A 19867-nucleotide genomic window follows, 5' to 3' on the forward strand; every position below is an offset into this window, starting at 1 on the left:
AAAATGTTGTTTAATGATCGAATCATGGATAGGGAAAACTTGATCAACATTGAGGACCGTGGCTATCAATTTGGTGATGGAATTTATGAAGTTATCGGAGTATATGATGGTAATCCGCTAATGCTGGATGAACATTTGGAACGATTAGAAAGAAGTGCTAGAGAAGTCCTGCTTACATTACCAAGTTCGATTGATGATTTGAAAAATAAATTGATAGAGTTAGTTGCGGTAAACGAATTGGTAGAAGGGATTATCTATATGCAAGTGTCAAGGGGAGCGGCCGAAAGATTGCATGAGTTTCCGAAATCAGATGTATCTCCAGTTACAGTTGCATATACAAGAGCCGAAGACCGAATGACCGATATCGAAAATAAAGGGGCGACAGCGGTACTCACTGAAGATATTCGTTGGTTACGATGTGATATAAAAACACTTAATTTGCTTCCAAATGTGCTTGCAAAGCAGCAAGCAGTAGAAAATAATGCAATTGAAGCTATACTCCATCGTGGTAAAACGGTAACAGAGGCTAGTGCTTCGAACGTGTTTATCGTGATGGGTAGGGAAATATACACGCACCCTGCAAACAACTTTATTTTAAATGGTATTACAAGACGAAAAGTGCTCCAATTATGTGATGAATTAAATCTAAAGGTAAATGAGGTTACGTATACGATTGGCGATTTATTGGATGCGGATGAGGTTTTTATAACTGCAACTAAATTGGATGTTGTACCAATTTTAAAAGTTGATAACCACACAATTGGGACAGGTAAACCGGGCGAAATTACGAAAAAAGTTTTACAAGCGTTTCGTTCACTTTATTAACCAAATCTAAAAAAATAAATACACATTGGAGGGGACTGTGCTGTGCTACATTCGTTCATTTTGACATCTCATAGCCCGACTGTTGCGGAAGTGGATTTAAAGGCTTTTAGATGTAATGTGAAGATGTTAAAAAAACATGTAAAAAACAGTATTTTTTTAGCAGTAGTAAAAACAAATGCGTACGGACACGGTATCGTTCCAATTGGTTGTGAAGCTGTTAACGCTGGGGCAGATCGAATTGGTGTTACTACTGTTGAAGAAGGTGCACTGCTTCGTGAAAATGGGATTACGGTTCCTATTCATATTTTAAGTTCCGTTATCCCAAAGCAAGCAATTGATGTTGTTACATATGGTCTGACAGCTTCTATTTCTTCCATACAACTGGCAGAGCATATTAGTAAGGAAGCAACGAAGCAAAATCGAACCATTCCTGTACATTTAAAAATAGATACGGGTCTTCACAGATTTGGGGTTGATCCAGCAAGTCTTTTCGATTTTTGTAAGGCATGTTATCATCTGCCGGGATTATATTGGGAAGGTATCTATACCCATTTCTCCTGTGCAGATGAGGGGGATTGGGTGACGACCGAACAGCAATTTGCATTATTTATGAACACTGTTTCAGCTTTAAGGAAGGCTGGATTCGACTTTTCAATTCATCATGTTGGAGGGTCAACCATCGCAATTGAGAGGGAAGACATGCACCTCGATATGGTAAGGCCCGGGGTTGTTTTATTTGGGTATCCACCTGCCCTTCGTCAACAGGATGTCGTTCCTCTAAAATCGGTAATGACATTAAAGTCGAACCTTCTTCATGTTCAGGAACTACCACCAAACACTGCCGTTGGCTACGGTGGAAAATATGTAACGACTACAACTGAAAAGATTGCAATTGTTCCAATCGGCCTTGGTGATGGATACCAGAGATCCTTATCAAATAAGGGAGAGATGCTCGTCAACGGGAAGAGAGCAAAGATTGTTGGTACCGTATCATTGGATCAAACATTATTAGATGTCACGCCTATACCAGGTGTTGATGTTGGAGATGAAGTCGTTATCATGGGTAAACAAGGTGATGAAGAAATTACAGCTCGTGAAATTGCAGACTGGATGAATAGTATTGTGGATGAAGTTCTGGCTAGTTTGACGCAACGAATTAGACGTGTTTATGTGTAACAAAACTTCTAAAACGAAATGGGGGAATCATGCATGGACTTTTTATCCGTAATCCCGCCGATTGTTGCAGTGGTATTAGCAATTATTACAAAACGTGTGTTGTTGTCTCTATTTATCAGTATTTGGGTAGGTGGTTTAATCGCTGCAGGGGGAGATCCTTTTGAAGCTGTTGCAGTAACATTCACATGGATGAAGGATGTTATGATTGATCCATGGAATGCACGTTTTCTAGTTATGACAGCGTTACTTGGGACAGGTGCTGCGTTTATGTTTAAAACGGGTGGATCTGACGGTCTTATCCGGGTATTGGAAAAGAAATTAACCACTAAAAAAAGAGTGCAATTTTTACCATACTTCTTAGGCATTATCATTTTCTTTAATGATTATGTGAACTCCGTTATTGTTGGAAATGCTTCTAAAGACGTTACCGCAAAGCATAAAGTATCCAGGGAAAAATTATCGTACATAATTGACTCAACCTCGGCTCCTATGGCTACTTTAGGTCCAGTATCGGATTGGATTGGCTTTCAAGTATCGTTAATCGCAGCAGCCTTTGCTAGTGTAAGTATCATAGGTGTAGAACCATATTTCGCGTTTTTACAATCGATTCCATGGAATTTTTATGCGATTCTTTGTCTCTTGGCAGTCCCAATGATTATTGCTGGTAAAGATTTTGGACCGATGGCAAAGGCGGAACATCGTGCACAAACTACTGGAAATCTGATACCTGAGGGATCGACACCGTTGTCTTCCGTTGATCAGGATTTGGGTGAACCATTTACGAAAGAGGGAAGTGTCTGGAATTTTATCCTACCTCTTGTAGCGCTTATTTCAGTAAGTGTTTGGGGGTTGTGGTATACCGGTGGCGGGGCTACAGGGAAAGCGATGATGGATGCATTGGCGGATACGGATGTTTCCATTGCCCTTACATGGGGTGCATTTGCTATGACATTGGTTGGTCTCATTCTTGCGCTTGTTCAAGGTATGGGTTTTAAAGCGTGTGAAGATACGCTGTTAGGTGGGATTAGAACAATGCTCCCTGCTCTTGTTATTATTGTTTTGGCATGGTCAATTGGTACAGTTACATCCGAATTAGGTACCGCTGAGTTTGTGGTTGATGCAACGCAAGGTTGGATGACGGCAGCTCTTGTACCATTTTTAGTATTTATTATTGGTATGTTTATCTCGTTTGCAACTGGTACATCCTGGGGGACAATGTCCATTCTTACTCCAATCGCTATACCGTTAGCATACACATTTGGTGGAATTGATCTTGTCCACATCGTAATTGGAGCTGTTTTTGCGGGAGCTATTTTTGGTGACCATGTTTCGCCAATTTCCGATACAACTGTTATGGCATCGATATTTGCCGGTTCGGATCACATCGCTCATGTAAATACACAGGCTCCGTATGCACTTGTGCCAGCAGGGATTTCAGGTGTATTATATTTATTATATTCGTTGATTGGAAGTAGTATTGTTTTGTTGATTGCAGGCGTTGTAATCCAATTTATCCTACTCCGCTATTTAGGAAATCGGCATGAAAAAAAATACATGGAAGCGGAGGATAGAATTGGGGCTTAAGGTAAAAATGTCTTGAGAATTTATCTATAATGGCTCTTTTCGTAAATCTTGTTTGCTTTTAACCTCGTAGTTTCAGTAAAATGCGACGTAAATTAATGCTAGGGCTGTCGTTCCGGAAATACACATCGCTTTCCGCGGGCTCGCGCTGAGCCTCCTCGCTCGCAAAGATCACTCCCTGTGGGGTCTCAGCGTCTTCGCTTTCCCGCAGGAGTCAACGTGTATTTCCTCCACTAGTTTGTGCTTTATATCCTCATTTGATTTAATGAGGAATTGAAAGATTATATAGCAGTCCGTATACACGGAGACTCCTGGGGGAGATGAGGCATCGGTGAGACCCCGGAGCGTGTCAGCGTGAGGAGGCTCATCAGCCGCCCTAAGGGAAGCGTAGTGTATACGGGCTGCGGGACAAAAGAACGTTCAAAAATGTGTAACCTCACACCAATTACGTCGCAGTTTATGTTTTTTATGTAAAATAAAACAACAATCTTTTAGAAACCAGCTTTAAAAATTACTCAATTGAAGGTTTTGAGGAGGCCACTTATGAAGAATTTCAATATTGCACTAATACCTGGCGATGGAATAGGACCGGAAGTCATAGCGGAGGGTGTAAAAGTTTTGAAAGCAATTGAAAATATGGATTCAACCATCTCTTTTACCTTTACGATGTTTCCATGGGGATGTGAGTACTATCTTGAAAACGGTAAAATGATGGACAATGATGGTATTGATAAACTGAAAAGTGTTGATGCCATTTATCTAGGTGCTGTTGGTTATCCTGGAGTTCCAGACCATATCTCATTATGGGATCTTTTACTAAGGATTCGAAAAGATTTTGATCAATATGTAAATCTGCGTCCTGTTACACTTTTAAAACAATCGTTGACACCATTGAAGTCGAAAACAGAAAAAGATATAGACTTCCTTGTTATTCGTGAAAATAGTGAAGGAGAGTATGCAGGAGCGGGGGATCGGTTGTTTAAAGGAAAGAAGGAAGAAGTAGTATTGCAAACAGGAGTGTTTTCTCGGAAAGGTACAGAGCGGATTATCCGTTATGCTTATGAAGAAGCGCGCAAATCGAACAGAACATTGACGAGTATTAGTAAAGGCAACGCATTGAATTATTCAATGGTATTCTGGGATGAAGTATTTGACGAGATAGGAAAAGAATATCCTGATGTGAAGACGTATTCATATCTTGTCGATGCTGCTAGTCTATATTTTGTTACAGATCCAGAAAGATTTGAAATCGTTGTTACTTCAAACCTTTTTGGTGATATATTAACAGATCTTGGTGCTGCTATCACTGGTGGGCTTGGGCTTGCGACGGGAGCTAACATTAATCCTGAAAAAGATTTTCCTTCCATGTTCGAGCCTGTACATGGTTCTGCTCCGGATATAGCTGGAAAAGGGATAGCGAATCCAATTGCAGCTATTTGGTCGGTTAGTCAGATGATGGACTTTTTTGGAGAAGAACAATGGGGAGAAGCTGTACTTTCCAGTATTAAAAATATCCTTAATGAAACAGAACAACTAACGCCTGATTTGGGTGGTAGTGCTTCAACTGGAACTGTCGGAGACCGGTTTGTTGAGTTGTTAACTGCATATGCAGACGCTGAAATTTTTACGAACTAAGTTCTAAAAAAGAGTGCACTCAACATGCACTCTTCTTAATTCGTTCTTATTCTACGTGATACAGCCAGATTTTCCAAGGTAATCCTTCCACCTCAAAATGCTGTTCCAAGTGAAGACCAAGCTCCGTGTGATTTTCAATTGGTAAAGCAGAAAACACATACTCCCCACCTAATTCTTTCAATACATCTGTATTCAAATCAAGATCATGAATTACCCTATCACTATTTTTGGTGAACATATAATGCTTTCCTAATTCACTGACATACATATAAGCTCTGCTGCCCCAAGTATCATAATAATTTTTCAATGTGGCACTTTCTTCAAGCTCAGGAGCAATGATTTTTCTAAATTTATGTTTGTAGGATAGTGGATAGCTAGTATTATATGTATCAAGTGTGTAGAAACCATTATATTGCGCAATTGTTGGATGCAAACCAATGCTAACTACATGATAACTCGATTGATCCTTTCCGATATAATTTTCAATGTTCTGGAATAATTTCTCTGCATAAAACTCTTTGAATGTTGGTGTACCGATCTCGCTATATTTGTTTTCCTCGTTTAACTGAAATAGTAAGGAACATTGGATCACGATTAAAATAATAACGAAAGGCTTTGCAAATTTTAAATGCTTCCATAGAATAAACATGCCTATGGCAAAACAAATATACCAAATAGCAGGGTCAAAAAAATGAATACGGCTAAAATTAAATGTGTTAGCCACCATGAAACTATCTTTAATAACACGCATTCCTTCCCAATACCACAACGCATACCAAAGAGAAAGGAATACATTGGTAAAGAAAAACATCATGAGCTGTATTGGTTTTAAATGGTGGTATGCAGCAACTAACAGCGCGAGTCCGATTATTGGAAGAATAATCGCGTAATGGATTGACATATCATGGGTGTGTCCATTGACGAAATTATGCATGAACAAGTCGAAGGTTCCAGACAAATCTTTGTGTCCAAGGTCATCCTCATTACGATGGGACGTAAAGTCGCTTTTAAAGAACATTGCATAAATAAGTAAGTAATTTTTAATTAAATAAACGCCTGTCATTCCAGCAATCGCAGTGAAAAATAAGCCATTAATCTGTTTCAACCGAATCCAATCAACCAACCAAAATAATCCCATCAAGCTTAAAAAGAATACAAAAGTTAATATGAAACTAGAGAAGAATGGGATTAAAAATAAGACAATCCAGTAGTATATCGGTGTTGCCTTTCCGAGCTTTCGGATCGTCAGAAAAATATGAAGGGCTAATGGTAATCCGGCGATAGATAAGAGGCCAGATGGCCAATATGGCAACAGCGCAAATCCCAATGCTGAACCAACCGTAATTATAGGTATTTTTTCTTCACGAAGAATATGTTTATTCAATAACACATACATGCCAAAAAAAGCGACAAACCTCATGAGTGTTTGACCGATAGCATAGGCAGTCATTGGTTTGAAAATGACATACAACCAGACCATTGCATCAAAAGCAGACGGTAGCGAACTTCTCGGCAGTCCGTTTATCACATTTGGCAAGGTTACATCTGTCAAAGAGAAAATTTGACCACTTTCTGCTAGTAGTTTATACCATACAATGTTTGAGTCCATATTATCGTGAACGCGGATATGGGTATTCTCACCCAGTACATAGTAAGGCATCAGGTAGGCAAGGATAACGAGACATGCGATCACGATTAATTTATGCTTTGTAAAATAAATGTACAGTGTTGACCACATGTTCGATTGCCTCTTCTCCTATTCCGTAGTATAAAGGTAGACGGAGTAAACGCGAGCTCTCTGCTGTAGTATAATTATCCTTGCCAATGAACCTCCCGTATTTTTCCCCAGCTTGGGAAGTGTGTAATGGCACATAATGAGATACCGCCATTATATCGTTCTCTTTTAGATAATTAATGAGCTGATCACGTTCGGTTTCATTCTTCGTTTTGATATAAAACATATGTGCATTATGCTCACAATTATCAGGGGCATAGGGAAGGGATATAGGGTCGAGTGTTCTTAAAGCTTCCTCGTATTTGCTCCATGAATGTTTACGATTATCATTGATGGAATCTGCATGTTGGAGCTGTACATAAAGATATGCTGCATTCAAATCACTCAATAAAAATGATGAGCCGATATCACGCCAGGTATATTTATCGACCATTCCCTTTTTAAATTGTGATCGATTTGTTCCTTTTTCTTGTAAAATTTCTGCACGTTCTACTGCTGATGAATCGTTAATGATTAATGCACCACCTTCACCACACGTATAATTTTTCGTTTCGTGAAAACTGATGGTCCCAAAGTGTCCGATGGATCCTAATGGTTTTCCTTTATATGTGCTTAACAGTGCTTGGGCAGCATCCTCAATAACCCATAATCCGTAATGGTAAGCGATATCCATTATAGCGTCCATGTCACAAGCAATTCCGGCGTAATGAACAACGACAATGGCTTTCGTTCGTTCCGTAATTGCTTCTTCTATTTTCTTAGGATCAATGTTAAGTGTATCTGGTGTAATATCAACAAATCGTATCCATGCTCCTCTTATCGCAAAGGCATTTGCTGTTGATACAAATGTGTACGATGGCATGATCACTTCATCACCCTTACCAAGTTCGGTTAACAATGCGGTCATTTCTAGTGCGGCTGTGCATGATGGAGTCAATAAAGCTTTTTCACATGCTAAACGATTTTCCAGCCAATCTGTACACTTCTTTCCGAATGGACCGTTACCTGATAGTTTACTGAATTTCAGAGCTTCTTTTATTGCTGTTTCCTCATTACCTATCGTACATGGCTTATTAAACGGAATCATATAATCACCTCACAATGATTGACTCGTAACGATAATACCTAACACAATGAGTGACAGTCCTGTTACTTTTTGGACTGTCACTGGTTCATGAAACAACATCACCGAAAGAAGAAAGACAAGGACAAATGATAGACTCATAAATGGATAAGCATAACTAATATTAAATTTTGTCATCGCCGCCATCCAAAAAAGGGATGCAACAAATGCGGAAAGGAATCCAGATAAAATGACTGGATCAAGCAATAACTGTAACAAGAAAATAAGTTTATCCTTCCACGCTTCCGGGAGACTTCCAACCTTATCAATTTTCCACTTCAAAATTAATTGGCCGTAAACAGTAAAAAAGATTGTTCCGAAAATATATGCATATCCCATAATCTACACTTCCGTAGGGGATGGTCCATTCAATTTATGGTACACATCCATCGTATTTTTCAATTTAAATCCAAGCGAATAAAATAAATTCAGCGAGGCCACATTTGCTGCTGAAATGGATGTTCTTAATTTTTCATGTCCATACTTGAACTGCTTTAAACATCCTTGGCTAGTAAAGGTTTTTGCGAACCCTTTATTGCGGAATTTTTCTTTTATCCCGAGCAAAAGTACTTTATCGTCTTCAAAAGCATAAAATCCAGCTATATTATTTTGATAATAGAGAGCAAAAATTTGTTTCTTTTCATGTAAATCCTTTACCCAATTAACATAACGTAAATCAGCTAGAGAAGAAGGGATGTGAAAATCACGATGGAAGCGACCATGCATGAATGCTTCCTCAGCAATAGTAAGCACCTCTTCTGTATGATAGTCCTTCGAAATAGAGATGTCTTTATGGTTATAGCTAATTAAATCTTCTTTTTTGCAAACAGGTTCGATCAATGTGTCCATATAATAAAAACCGTATTTTAACAGTTTTTCGGGATTCTCTAATGGGTTTACTTTAATAGTGAAATGACCTTCGTGCGTAACAGTTTCTTGAAGTGCTTCCTCATCCATCGAGGTAATTTCATACGTATTAATCCTAAAATTTCGTTTATCCCATGGCGTTGGTATTAAATTAGTTGTCACCATAATCAGCTCTTTTCATCAATATCGTTACATTCATCAGTTGTTTCACGGATTAAATAAAGCGGTCTTCCTTTGGTTTCATTGAATACTTTTCCAATATATAATCCAAGAACACCGATGTTGAAGAAAATTAAACCTCCGATAAAGTAGATGGAAACCATAACACTGGTCCAGCCTTGAACAGGTTCGGCTAAGAAAAAGTACCTTGCAAACAAATACACACCGTAAATAAATGATGCAAAAGCAATTAAAAAGCCGAATTGGATAGATAAACGGAGTGGCTTGTTGGATTGAGAAATGATTGCATCGGTAGCTAGCGTAATCAATTTTTTAAGGTTATAGGATGTTTTTCCTGTCTTTCTAGCATTGTGTTCAACGTGTACTGTAGCATTTTTATATCCCATCCATTGGATAAATAGTGGGAAAAAGCGATTTTGCTCTCTCATTCTGCGAAAGCTCTCTACTACTTTTTTTGAGTTAATGCTGAAATTGGCAATGGTATGATCAGATGATCGCCCTGTAAAATAATCGTACATACGATAAAAAAATTGAGATGATTTTCGTTTCATCCATCTATCCTGTCGCTCGATTCTGTTGCCAAATACAACGTCATACCCTTCCATTGCTTTTTCGTATAATTTCTCAATCTCTTCTGGTCGGTCCTGCAGGTCACAATCCATTACAACTACCCAATCACCACTCGTATAATCAAGACCAGCCGTAATAGCATGATGCTGACCGAAATTCCGGGCGAGATCCATTCCTTTGATTCGCTTATCTGTCCTACTTAAGTGTTTGATTGTATCCCAAGCATCATCTGGGCTAGCGTCGTTTACTAAGATTATTTCGAATTGGGCTGGGATTGCTTCAATGGTAGCTACAACGCGATTGCAAAGCTCCTGCAAACATGTCTTACAACCATAAACTGGAACAACTACAGAAATTAAAGGGCTATTTTGTTCCATTGATTCACATACCAATCTACTGTTTGCTTAAGTCCAGTTTTTAATGAGACGATAGGTTCCCAGCCCAATGTTTTTCGTAACTTTGTGTCATCAACAGCATATCTTCTATCATGACCTTGACGATCCTCGGTAAAGGTTATTAATTCTTTATAACTACCAATAGAAGTATCCGCTTTGAGTTCCGGTTTCAATTGATCAAGAATTTCACAAACAGTTACTGCGATTTCAATATTTGTCCGTTCATTACTACCACCAATATTATACGTCTCAAGGGTGTTTCCATGATGGTAGATGAGATCCAATGCGCGACAATGATCCTCTACATAAAGCCAATCTCTTATATTTTGACCATCTCCATAAATAGGGATAGTTTGTAATGCTAGTGCTTTTGAAATTATCGTAGGGATAAGTTTTTCAACATGTTGTTTAGGCCCAAAGTTATTTGAGCTACTAGAGATAACAACATTCATTCCATACGTATAGCCGAAGCTTTTCACAAGCAGATTGGCACTGGCCTTTGATGCACTATATGGGTTACGGGGATCATATGGTGTGTTTTCGTGAAATTTCCCTGTAGTTCCTAAAGAACCATAAACCTCGTCTGTTGAAATCTGATGGAATCGCCTGTTGGAAAGGACTCCTTGCTTTGACCATGCAGCTTTGGCTGTTTGCAAAAGGGCATTTGTTCCTAACACATTTGTTTCGATGAATTTTTTTGCGTCCTGTATAGACCTGTCAACATGAGACTCGGCAGCAAAATTAATAGCTCCCTCGATATCAAAACTTGCGAAAATTTCACTAATTACTTTTTGATTTGCAATGTCATCATTAATGAAGTGATAATTATCAAGGCTCTCTACCTCTCGACAATTAGCTGTCGATCCTGCATAAGTGAGTTTATCTAAATTAATAAGTTGATGATCAGGATATTTTTTCAAAAAATACGTTATAAAATTTGCCCCTATGAAACCTGCCCCGCCGGTTACGAGAAGTGTTGGTTGTTGATTATTCATTTTCAACCAACCCTAACATTGGGTTACGATCAATAGATTCCCAGTATTGTTGTGTATGTTTACGTTCGGCTATTTCGAGTAAGTATTTTCCGTATTCATTTTTCTCCATTGATTTTCCCTTTTTATATAAAACCTCTTTATTTATATATCCCATGTAATAGGCTATTTCTTCAAGACAAGCAAGTTTAAATCCTTGACGTTGTTGAATATTCTTCACAAATTCTGAAGCATCAAACAACGATTCATGAGTCCCTGCATCCATCCAAGCGAATCCTCTTCCCAATAATTGAACATCCAACTGTCCTCGTTTTAAATATTCCTTATTTAAGTCTGTAATTTCTAATTCACCACGCTTTGAAAAACGTAGCTTCCTTGCAAAGTCAACCACACGATGATCGTAAATGTATAATCCCGTAACAGCAAAGTCGGATTTTGGTTCTACTGGCTTTTCTTCTAACGAAATGACTTTTTGACGATGATCAAATTCCACAACACCAAAACGTTCAGGATCCTTCACTCTGTATCCAAATATGGTTGCATAACGATGATTTTTAATTGCCTCTCTTAACAATGTTGTGAACCCTTGACCATAAAAGATATTATCGCCAAGAATTAATGTGACATCTTCCTTACCGATAAAATCCTCAGCAATAATGAATGCCTCTGGAATCCCATTTGGTTCAGTTTGTTCTTTGTATGTCAGTGAAATTCCTAGGGCAGATCCATCCCCTAGTAATTCCTCAAACCTGGATCTGTCATATGGGGTACTGATAATCATAATTTCTTTCATACCGCCTAACATTAATACCGATAATGGATAATAAATCATTGGTTTATCGAAAACTGCTAGCAGATGTTTATTGATGCTGTTTGTGCTCGGTGATAATCTGCTGCCGCTTCCTCCAGCCAGGATAATGCCTTTCATGAATATCACTCCTACACCTATGTTTTTTGGTGAATTTAAAAAAGTGTTCTTCTATTACGCTATTACCTACTTTGGTGAAAATAATCTTACAATTTCGTTTCATTTGTGTTAGTGGGATGTAAAGGTATATTTTTGCCTCGTTCATTTTAGATATGAGCTAATGTGTTAACCATTCTCCTCTAGCAATTTATAATCCTGTTAAATTTTTAAAAATAAATCATTGTACTCATTTAGCACTAATCCAAGGAATGTAGTCGATATACTATTTGTCCTAATCATCGAATAAAAATGTTAGTAAACGTACTAAAGAGGAGACTGGTACTATGGGGAAGAAGGGGTTTAGTCCATTTTTAATTATGCTAATAATTGTCGTCTTGCTTATTACCACAACAATTTATATTCTGGTTAATAAATCACCAGAAGAACAAGCAGCTGAGGCTGTTAATGCATTTTATACATTTGAACAGGATGGAGCGTTTTCCGAATCTTGGGCTATGTTTCATCCGCTAATGAAGGATAAGTTCAGCAAAGGTCATTATCTTCAGGATCGTGCGCATGTATTCATGAATCACTTTGGAGTTACAACGTTTACATTTTCGCTTGGGGAAGCTGAAGAAGTGAATAATTGGAAATTTGAAAAGGGTGCTAAATCAATTGAATCTGTCTATAAAATACCAGTTACTCAGGTTTATAAGGGGAAATATGGGAATTTCAGTATTGTTCAAGACGTTTTTACAACAGTGGTAGATGGAGAGTGGGTCGTTCTTTGGGATTATAAAAAATAGGTGTTTTTTGAATTGAGCAGACTTTTGGAATTGGCTGTTCGTGTAATGCTTTGTTGGTTTTACATTCTGTATTGCTTTCTACCCCGCAGCCCGTACACACTTCGCTTTCCTGGGGAGGCTCAGCGCGAGCCCGCGGAAAGCGTAGTATTTTCCCGTAGCGGTCACAGGACACCAAACAAGATTTTCTAAGCGACATTTACTTAGGAGCTGTCTAAGAATTAAACGCATAAAATTTAACCTCTCATCATATATTCATAAGTTGTTATTCCGGAATATTTACAATGCCCATAGCATACAATGACCAAGTAGAAAAATTAAAAAGATTTTGATATTCCGTTGGAGAGGATGAGATACTTTGTGTGGAATTGTAGGAATGGTTGATTGGCAAAAAGACGTAAGATCAGAACGGACCAATTTACAACAAATGACAGATACATTGACATTGCGGGGACCAGATGATTCACAACTATGGTTTGATCAATATGTTGGCTTTGGCCACAAAAGGCTTGCAGTTGTAGATCTTGAGGGTGGAAAGCAGCCAATGAGTAAGAAAAAGAACGATATTACGTACACACTTGTTTACAATGGTGAACTTTATAATACAGAGGAGCTAAGAAAAGAATTACGTAAAAAAGGGTATCTATTTAGTACAACATCAGATACCGAGGTTTTATTAACTGCGTATATCGAATGGAAAGAGCAATGTGTTGATTATTTAAATGGAATTTATGCCTTTGGAATTTGGGATGAGGAGAAAGAACAATTATTTATGTCACGCGATCGACTTGGAGTAAAGCCGTTGTTTTTTCTTGAAGAATCTAGGCGTTTCATTTTTGGTTCAGAGTTAAAAGCGATACTAGCACATCCAGATGTGAATGCAGAGGTAGACCGTGATGGACTATCAGAAATATTTGGCTTAGGCCCGTCAAGAACACCTGGTCATGGATTGTTTAAAGGTTTTAAAGAATTGAGAGCAGGACATTCCTTGATCTATTCTAAAAATGGTTTAAAAGTTTGGAGATACTGGAATGTTCAGAGTACAGAACACCATCATTCAGTTGAGGAAACATCTGAGAAAGTAAAGGAGTTATTTGTTGATGCAGTACAAAGGCAACTGGTAGCAGATGTACCTGTATCAACATTTTTGTCTGGTGGATTAGATTCAAGTGCTATTACTGCAATTGCATCTGACTATTTCAAAGTACGTAATAAGGGATCACTTGCTACTTTTTCAATTGATTATGAGGGAAATGATCAATATTTTGAAGCGAGTAAGTTTCAACCTTCCAGTGACAAGCCGTGGATTGAGAAGATGGTAAACTACTTTTCAACCGACCATCATGATGAAATTATATCTGGTGGTGAATTAGCTCATTTTTTAAAAGAAGCAGTTGATTTACGTGACCAGCCTGGAATGGCGGATATTGATTCTTCACTATTATGGTTTTGCCGGCGAATTAAACAACATACGACTGTTAGCTTATCCGGCGAATGTGCTGATGAAATATTTGGTGGATACCCATGGTTTCATGACCCATCTAAATCACAAGGTAATGGTTTTCCTTGGATGACATCCTTAGAATCAAGAATTAACTTACTTCATCCGGAATGGCAAAAAAAATTAAACTTAAAAGAATATGTACATGATCGTTATCAGGAAACGATTAATGAAACTCCCCGTTTAGATGGAGAAAATGAACAGGATGCACGCCGACGTGAACTTTTTTATTTAAATATGCATTGGTTTATGGCTCAATTACTAGACCGGAAAGACCGAATGAGTATGGGAGCCAGTCTCGAAGTAAGGGTTCCGTTTGCAGATCATAAGTTAGTTGAATATGTTTGGAACGTTCCATGGGACATTAAAACTTTACACGGCAGCGAAAAAGGTATTTTACGAAAAGCGTTAGAGGGAATCTTACCAAATGAAATTTTGTATCGAAAGAAAAGTCCCTATCCCAAAACGTTTCAACCAGAGTATACGAGAGAGGTAGTAAAATGGATGGATGAAATTTTAGCAGACACAAATGCACCTCTATTTGAATTTTTAAATCGGAATAAGGTGGAGAATATTGTAAGAAGCGAAGGGAAAGAATTTAAAGATCCGTGGTACGGCCAGTTAATGAAAGGGCCACAGCTCATAGCCCATTTATGTCAGATTGATTATTGGTTGAGAAAATATAATGTTACGGTGCGCGATTAATTCAGATGAGAAGGAATGTTAAAAGTAGAAATAGGTCAAAATCTCCATTAAATTAACCCTCAAATTATCGTACGATAAACATAATAAAAATAGTCTTCTTCAAAACTACTGCCAATTATATCTTGAGGAGTGAGCGCATGCCCCAGAAAATTGCTATTGCGATACTTCACGGAGCAGGTACACCAAAAGAGAATTTTGCAGATGAGATGGTTAATTCGATATCGAAAGGATTTGCCGAAAAATCTCATCTGAACGATTCTGAACAGCCATTAGTATTTGAATCAGTGTTTTGGTCGTCTATATTTGAACGCGAACAAGAAGAACTATGGGAGAGAGTCCAACGAAATGCAGAATTGGATTTTCCATATTTACGGCGTTTTGCGATTGAATTTCTTGCAGATGCTATTGCATATCAGCCAACGACAATAGGTAATCAGAATTATGATAAGGTCCATGCCTTGTTTGCAGAATCTCTTCGTGAATTAAAGAAAAAAGCCGGACCAAAAGCACCGTTATGTGTTGTTAGCCACAGTCTGGGTTCCATTATTGCAAGTAATTATTTTTTTGATATGCAGTATCGACAGGAAAAACTAGGAGTTCGTACGAAAGGTGTTGTAGAAGATACGCCAATGGAAAAAGGAGAAACCTTAGCACTTTTCTATACGATGGGAAGTCCAATGGCATTATGGTCACTCCGATATATTGATTTTGGCTCACCAATAAGTATTCCATCCCCCTTGCTGAACAACTATCATCCTAATCTAAAAGGTGAGTGGTTAAATTTCTATGACAAAGATGATGTTCTTTCATTTCCACTGAAAGCATTGAATGATATTTTTCAAACTCATGTAACAGAAGACGTAGCAGTTAATGCTGGTGGGTTGTTAACGAGTTGGAATCCACTTTCCCACATTAATTATAGTTCGGATAATGATGTGATTGAACCGATTGTTAACGGTTTGCTACGGACTTGGAATGAAATGAATAGGTAATGTTGTGTAATTATTTAACAGGTGTAAAGTTAATTTGTGTTCATATCCTAAGGGTAGAACAGTTTATACTGTTCAATTCCCACTAGGAGTGATCGGTTATGGCAGAAAACAATAATAGTAATAAATTGTTAGTGCCTGGTGCGAAAAATGCAATGGAAAGTATGAAAGAGGAAATTGCAAATGAAATGGGTGTTCAGCCAGGGGCAGACACTACAGCACGCGAAAACGGATCGGTGGGTGGCGAGATGGTCAAACGAATGATCAAAATTGCTGAATCAAGTATGCAAAATGGCAACAAATAGCATACGAGAAAAGGGACTCTTTTATAGGGTTCCTTTTTTTAATAAATTGTTACTTTTAACCTCGTAGTTTCAGTAAAATGCGACGTAAGTTATCTTATGTAGCTGTTATTCCCACAGCCAGTATACACTACGATTTCCGGAGCAGCTGCTATCCTTGCTCTCCTGCCGATATTCACGCTCTCCTGCCGATGTTCCTGCTCTCCTGCTGAAATTCACGCTCTCCTGCCGATGTTCCTGCTCTCCTGCTAAAATTCACGCTCTCCTGCCGATATTCCTGCTCTCCTGCTGATATTCACGCTCTCCTGCCGATATTCCTACTCTCCTGCCGATGTTCCTGCTCTCCTGTTGAAATTCACGCTCTCCTGCCGATATTCTTGCTCTCCTGCTGATATTCACGCTCTCCTACCGAGCATCATCTCCCCAGGATGTCTCTAGTATGAGAGTAAAATTTTTCTGTCTTCTCTGTTTGGTGTTTACGTCGCATTTTATGTATATTGTGTCAAAACAACAATCTTTTAGAATACAACCATATGAAAAGAGACTTTATCTTTCAACTCAGGTGGATATTTTTTAAGTAACGATACATCCTAACTTTATATAGTTATTTTTTAAAGGTGGGAACAAGATGAATGTGGCAGATATTTTGACAATTGTTGGATTTGTGGCTATTGTCCTTGTGATTATAATACTATTAAGTATTGTTGGATATATATTTTTTGTCGATCGCACACAAAAGCAGCACCCGGTACTTCGAAATTATCCAGTAGTAGGTAGAGCCCGGTATTTTTTCGAAAAAATTGGTCCAGAGTTACGTCAGTATTTTTTCAGTAATGATCTTGAGGGAAAGCCTTTCTCACGCTATGATTATACGCATATTGTCAAAAAGGCTAAATATAAACGTGATGTTTTTGGATTTGGTTCAGAGCGTGATTTTGAGGAGCCAGGTTATTATATAAGGAATTCGATGTTTCCAAAATTAACGGAAGAATTAAACATGGACAAGGAGGTAACATCAACAACGAATCGTTATCTGCTGATTAAGGACCCCTTATTCACCCAGCGTAAGGAATATTTGGAGGAGCATAAATCACCAGTTTATTTGCTAAAGGAAGAAGACGCGATTGTGATTGGGGAAAAGTGTAAATACCCGTTTCGTGCAAGAGGACAAATTGGCATGTCTGCAATGAGCTATGGATCGCTAGGTGAACGAGCAATTACTGCACTATCTGAAGGATTAGGGATTGCCAAAGGAACATGGATGAATACGGGGGAAGGTGGATTATCCGAATACCATTTAAAAGGTGGAGTTGATATTATCATGCAAATCGGCCCCGGAATGTTCGGCGTCAGGGATCGTGAAGGAAATTTTAACTGGGACGAACTATTAGAAAAGAGTAAAATCTCACAGCTGAAAGCCTTTGAAGTCAAATTAGCCCAAGGTGCAAAAACACGCGGCGGCCATCTTGATGCTGAAAAAGTGACAGAAGAAATTGCGAGAATACGGATGGTTGAACCTTTTAAATCAGTTGATAGTCCAAACCGCTTTCCGGAATTTGATGATTATCCATCTTTATTTAATTTCATTGAACGAATACGAGAACATACTGGAAAGCCGGTTGGGATGAAAATTGTAATTGGTAGTCATTCGGAGGCGGATGAGCTTGCAAAACATATTAGAGATACTGGGAAAGGTCCAGACTTTATTACAATTGACGGTGGTGAGGGAGGAACTGGTGCCTCGTATCAGGAATTAGCTGACAGTGTTGGCTTACCTATAAAGTCTGCGTTGCCTTTAGTGGATAATGCTTTAAAAAAATATGGTGTTCGAGATACAGTGAAGATTATTGCTTCAGGGAAATTATTTTCTCCTGATAGAGTAGCTATAGCATTGGCAATGGGAGCTGACCTTGTTAATATCGCACGTGGTTTTATGATTACTGTTGGGTGTATCCAAACACTTAAATGTTCATCCAATGCATGTCCAGTTGGTGTTGCAACAACAGACCCAGAGTTACAAAAAGCACTGGTAATCAATGAGAAGAAGTATCGCACTGCCAATTATGTTATTACAATGCGAAAAGGATTGTTCCGTTTAGCAGCGGCAGCTGGCTTAGATTCTCCTGTACAATTTAAGAGGGAACATGTTGTTTATAAAGATGAAAAAGGAAAGACGTGGTCACTTGATGATATTTATCAAACGATGATTGAACAAGGTGGAAAAGGTTCAGCGAATGCTTGACATCCGAAGGGCTAAGTAATGTTACAGTTACTTGGCTTTTTTATATTTTGGCTATTTTCTAAAAGATTGTTGTTTTTAACACGAAAGACATAAAATCCGACTTAGATTAATGGTGGACCGCCGTTCCGGAAATACATTACGCTTCCGTTGGCTCGTGATGAGCCTCCTCGGAAGAAGCCCACTTCCTTTGGGGTCTCATCGTCTTCGCTTTCCCGCAGGAGTCTTCATGTATTTCCTCCACTGATGTTATGCTTATAATTTAATTACATTTTATGAGGGAATAGAAAAGAATGTAATATCTTACAAGCAGCCCGTATACACGTAACCTCCTGGGGGAGAGGGGGCTCATCAGCCGCCTCCGGAAAGCGAAGTGTGTATGGGCTGCGGTATCTAGGGGCAATAATATTTAAGTCGCATTTTACGGAAACTACGTATAAAAGACAATAAGATTTACGAAAAGTGCCTATATTTTTTTAATTGTGTAATATGTTAAAATATAATTGTCTGAAATTTACGATAAGAAATTAATGGTCGAAGGAGGAATTTTAATGGCTGAAACGTTTCAAGTAATGAAAGAAGCTGAAGCATTTTATTTTCCAGGAAATAAAACTGGTGTTCTAGTTATTCATGGATTTACCGGTTCGACACAAAGCATGCGGTTTCTTGGTGAACAATTGGCCGAAGAAGGTTTTACGGTGTATGGACCAAGATTAACTGGGCATGGTACCGCTCCTGAAGATATGGAAAATGCGAGTTATCAAGATTGGATTCTAACGGTTGAAAGTGGATTGAAAAAATTACAAGATACCTGCTCAGAAATTTATGTAACAGGATTATCGATGGGCGGAACGTTGACATTATATTTAGCAGAAAATTATCCGGAAATCAAAGGAATTATGCCGATAAATGCTGCTACAAATATGCCAGAGTTGATAGAAACGTATTCAACACTTGTTTCTTCAGATACTAGATTTGTAGATGGAATTGGCTCTGATATAAAAAAAGAAGGCGTCAAAGAACTTGCTTATCCAAAGACACCTGTAAAATCAATCGGGGAACTCATCGATCTTTCTGAACATGTAAGGGTAAATTTACCTGAAATTAAAGCGTCAGCCTTAATTTTTTCGTCGACCGTTGATCATGTGGTACCACCAGAAAATTCGCAGGAAATCTATCAATCTATTTCGTCGGAGGATCGTACTATCGTTTCGCTTGAAAATAGTTTTCATGTTGCGACACTAGACAATGATAAAGCATTAATCGCTAAAAAATGCATTAAATTTATCAAGAGAAATTAGATATAACGTGACTGGGTGTGAATAGTTATGTTCACGCTCTT

At 38.4% G+C, this 19867-nt stretch carries 18 protein-coding genes; 10 read left to right on the plus strand and 8 right to left on the minus strand.

Features of this window, described 5'->3' with window-relative positions; translation table 11 throughout:
* Positions 1 to 3 precede the first annotated feature (3 nt).
* The 4 genes from dat (at position 4) to CS937_RS17585 (ending at position 5217) form a co-directional block, all read left to right on the plus strand.
* Entirely contained in the window at positions 4 to 825 is an 822-nt protein-coding gene (dat, locus tag CS937_RS17570) for a D-amino-acid transaminase (protein WP_342748240.1), read from the plus strand.
* Between the two features lie 42 nt (positions 826 to 867).
* Positions 868 to 2001: an alanine racemase gene (gene alr / locus CS937_RS17575; RefSeq protein ID WP_245835792.1), complete on the plus strand. Its 1134-nt coding sequence runs from the start codon at positions 868 to 870 to the stop codon at positions 1999 to 2001.
* Positions 2002 to 2034: 33 nt separating this feature from the next.
* Positions 2035 to 3585: a Na+/H+ antiporter NhaC family protein gene (locus CS937_RS17580; RefSeq protein WP_099159767.1), complete on the plus strand. Its 1551-nt coding sequence runs from the start codon at positions 2035 to 2037 to the stop codon at positions 3583 to 3585.
* 540 nt (positions 3586 to 4125) lie between these two features.
* Positions 4126 to 5217, plus strand: coding sequence for a tartrate dehydrogenase (locus CS937_RS17585; protein WP_099159768.1), 1092 nt, complete (start codon positions 4126 to 4128; stop codon positions 5215 to 5217).
* 46 nt (positions 5218 to 5263) lie between these two features.
* On the opposite strand, the gene CS937_RS17590 is transcribed toward CS937_RS17585, so the two are convergent.
* Genes CS937_RS17590 through rfbA form a run of 7 tightly spaced genes read right to left on the minus strand, consistent with a single transcriptional unit; the run spans position 5264 to position 12007 of the window.
* A complete protein-coding gene (locus CS937_RS17590; RefSeq protein WP_099159769.1) occupies positions 5264 to 6955 on the minus strand; it encodes a DUF6044 family protein in 1692 nt (563 codons plus the stop codon).
* Positions 6918 to 8039: a dTDP-4-amino-4,6-dideoxygalactose transaminase gene (rffA, locus tag CS937_RS17595; protein WP_099159770.1), complete on the minus strand. Its 1122-nt coding sequence runs from the start codon at positions 8037 to 8039 to the stop codon at positions 6918 to 6920. The genes CS937_RS17590 and rffA overlap by 38 nt, the downstream gene beginning before the upstream one ends.
* A 9-nt stretch (positions 8040 to 8048) precedes the next feature.
* The gene (locus CS937_RS17600; protein WP_099159771.1) at positions 8049 to 8414 is read right to left on the minus strand and encodes an EamA family transporter; all 366 of its coding nucleotides are present in this window, start codon (positions 8412 to 8414) and stop codon (positions 8049 to 8051) included.
* A 3-nt stretch (positions 8415 to 8417) separates the two neighbouring features.
* Complete coding sequence (locus CS937_RS17605) at positions 8418 to 9107, minus strand: N-acetyltransferase (protein ID WP_099159772.1); 690 nt, start codon at positions 9105 to 9107, stop codon at positions 8418 to 8420.
* Positions 9108 to 9109: 2 nt separating this feature from the next.
* Positions 9110 to 10069, minus strand: coding sequence for a glycosyltransferase family 2 protein (locus CS937_RS17610; protein WP_099159773.1), 960 nt, complete (start codon positions 10067 to 10069; stop codon positions 9110 to 9112).
* Positions 10048 to 11082, minus strand: coding sequence for a dTDP-glucose 4,6-dehydratase (rfbB, locus tag CS937_RS17615; protein WP_099159774.1), 1035 nt, complete (start codon positions 11080 to 11082; stop codon positions 10048 to 10050). Before rfbB ends, CS937_RS17610 begins: the two co-directional genes overlap by 22 nt.
* The gene (rfbA, locus tag CS937_RS17620; protein ID WP_099159775.1) at positions 11075 to 12007 is read right to left on the minus strand and encodes a glucose-1-phosphate thymidylyltransferase RfbA; all 933 of its coding nucleotides are present in this window, start codon (positions 12005 to 12007) and stop codon (positions 11075 to 11077) included. The genes rfbB and rfbA overlap by 8 nt, the downstream gene beginning before the upstream one ends.
* Before the next feature lie 323 nt (positions 12008 to 12330).
* Here rfbA and CS937_RS17625 point away from each other — a divergent pair, with 323 nt between their 5' ends.
* The 4 genes from CS937_RS17625 (at position 12331) to CS937_RS17640 (ending at position 16289) form a co-directional block, all read left to right on the plus strand.
* Complete coding sequence (locus CS937_RS17625; RefSeq protein WP_099159776.1) at positions 12331 to 12792, plus strand: hypothetical protein; 462 nt, start codon at positions 12331 to 12333, stop codon at positions 12790 to 12792.
* A 355-nt stretch (positions 12793 to 13147) separates the two neighbouring features.
* Entirely contained in the window at positions 13148 to 14995 is a 1848-nt protein-coding gene (gene asnB, locus CS937_RS17630) for an asparagine synthase (glutamine-hydrolyzing) (RefSeq protein WP_099159777.1), read from the plus strand.
* Between the two features lie 137 nt (positions 14996 to 15132).
* Positions 15133 to 15987: a chemotaxis protein gene (locus CS937_RS17635; RefSeq protein WP_099159778.1), complete on the plus strand. Its 855-nt coding sequence runs from the start codon at positions 15133 to 15135 to the stop codon at positions 15985 to 15987.
* 98 nt (positions 15988 to 16085) lie between these two features.
* Positions 16086 to 16289 carry an alpha/beta-type small acid-soluble spore protein gene (locus tag CS937_RS17640; RefSeq protein WP_099159779.1) on the plus strand — a complete coding sequence of 68 codons (204 nt, stop codon included), beginning with the start codon at positions 16086 to 16088 and terminating at the stop codon, positions 16287 to 16289.
* 252 nt (positions 16290 to 16541) lie between these two features.
* Here CS937_RS17640 and CS937_RS19575 read toward each other — a convergent pair whose 3' ends face one another.
* On the minus strand, positions 16542 to 16685 hold the full coding sequence (locus tag CS937_RS19575) for a hypothetical protein (RefSeq protein ID WP_176555876.1): 144 nt from the start codon (positions 16683 to 16685) through the stop codon (positions 16542 to 16544).
* 229 nt (positions 16686 to 16914) lie between these two features.
* On the opposite strand from CS937_RS19575, the gene CS937_RS17645 reads away from it, so the two are divergent.
* Both CS937_RS17645 and CS937_RS17650 read left to right on the plus strand, forming a co-directional pair.
* Positions 16915 to 18528, plus strand: a complete 1614-nt coding sequence (locus tag CS937_RS17645; RefSeq protein ID WP_099159780.1) for an FMN-binding glutamate synthase family protein — start codon at positions 16915 to 16917, stop codon at positions 18526 to 18528.
* A gap of 548 nt (positions 18529 to 19076) precedes the next feature.
* Positions 19077 to 19826: an alpha/beta hydrolase gene (locus CS937_RS17650; protein WP_099159781.1), complete on the plus strand. Its 750-nt coding sequence runs from the start codon at positions 19077 to 19079 to the stop codon at positions 19824 to 19826.
* The last annotated feature ends 41 nt before the right edge of the window (positions 19827 to 19867 follow it).

This window comes from Virgibacillus ndiopensis (assembly GCF_900187325.1).
In the GTDB taxonomy this organism is placed as follows: Bacteria; Bacillota; Bacilli; order Bacillales; family Amphibacillaceae; genus Virgibacillus_E; species Virgibacillus_E ndiopensis.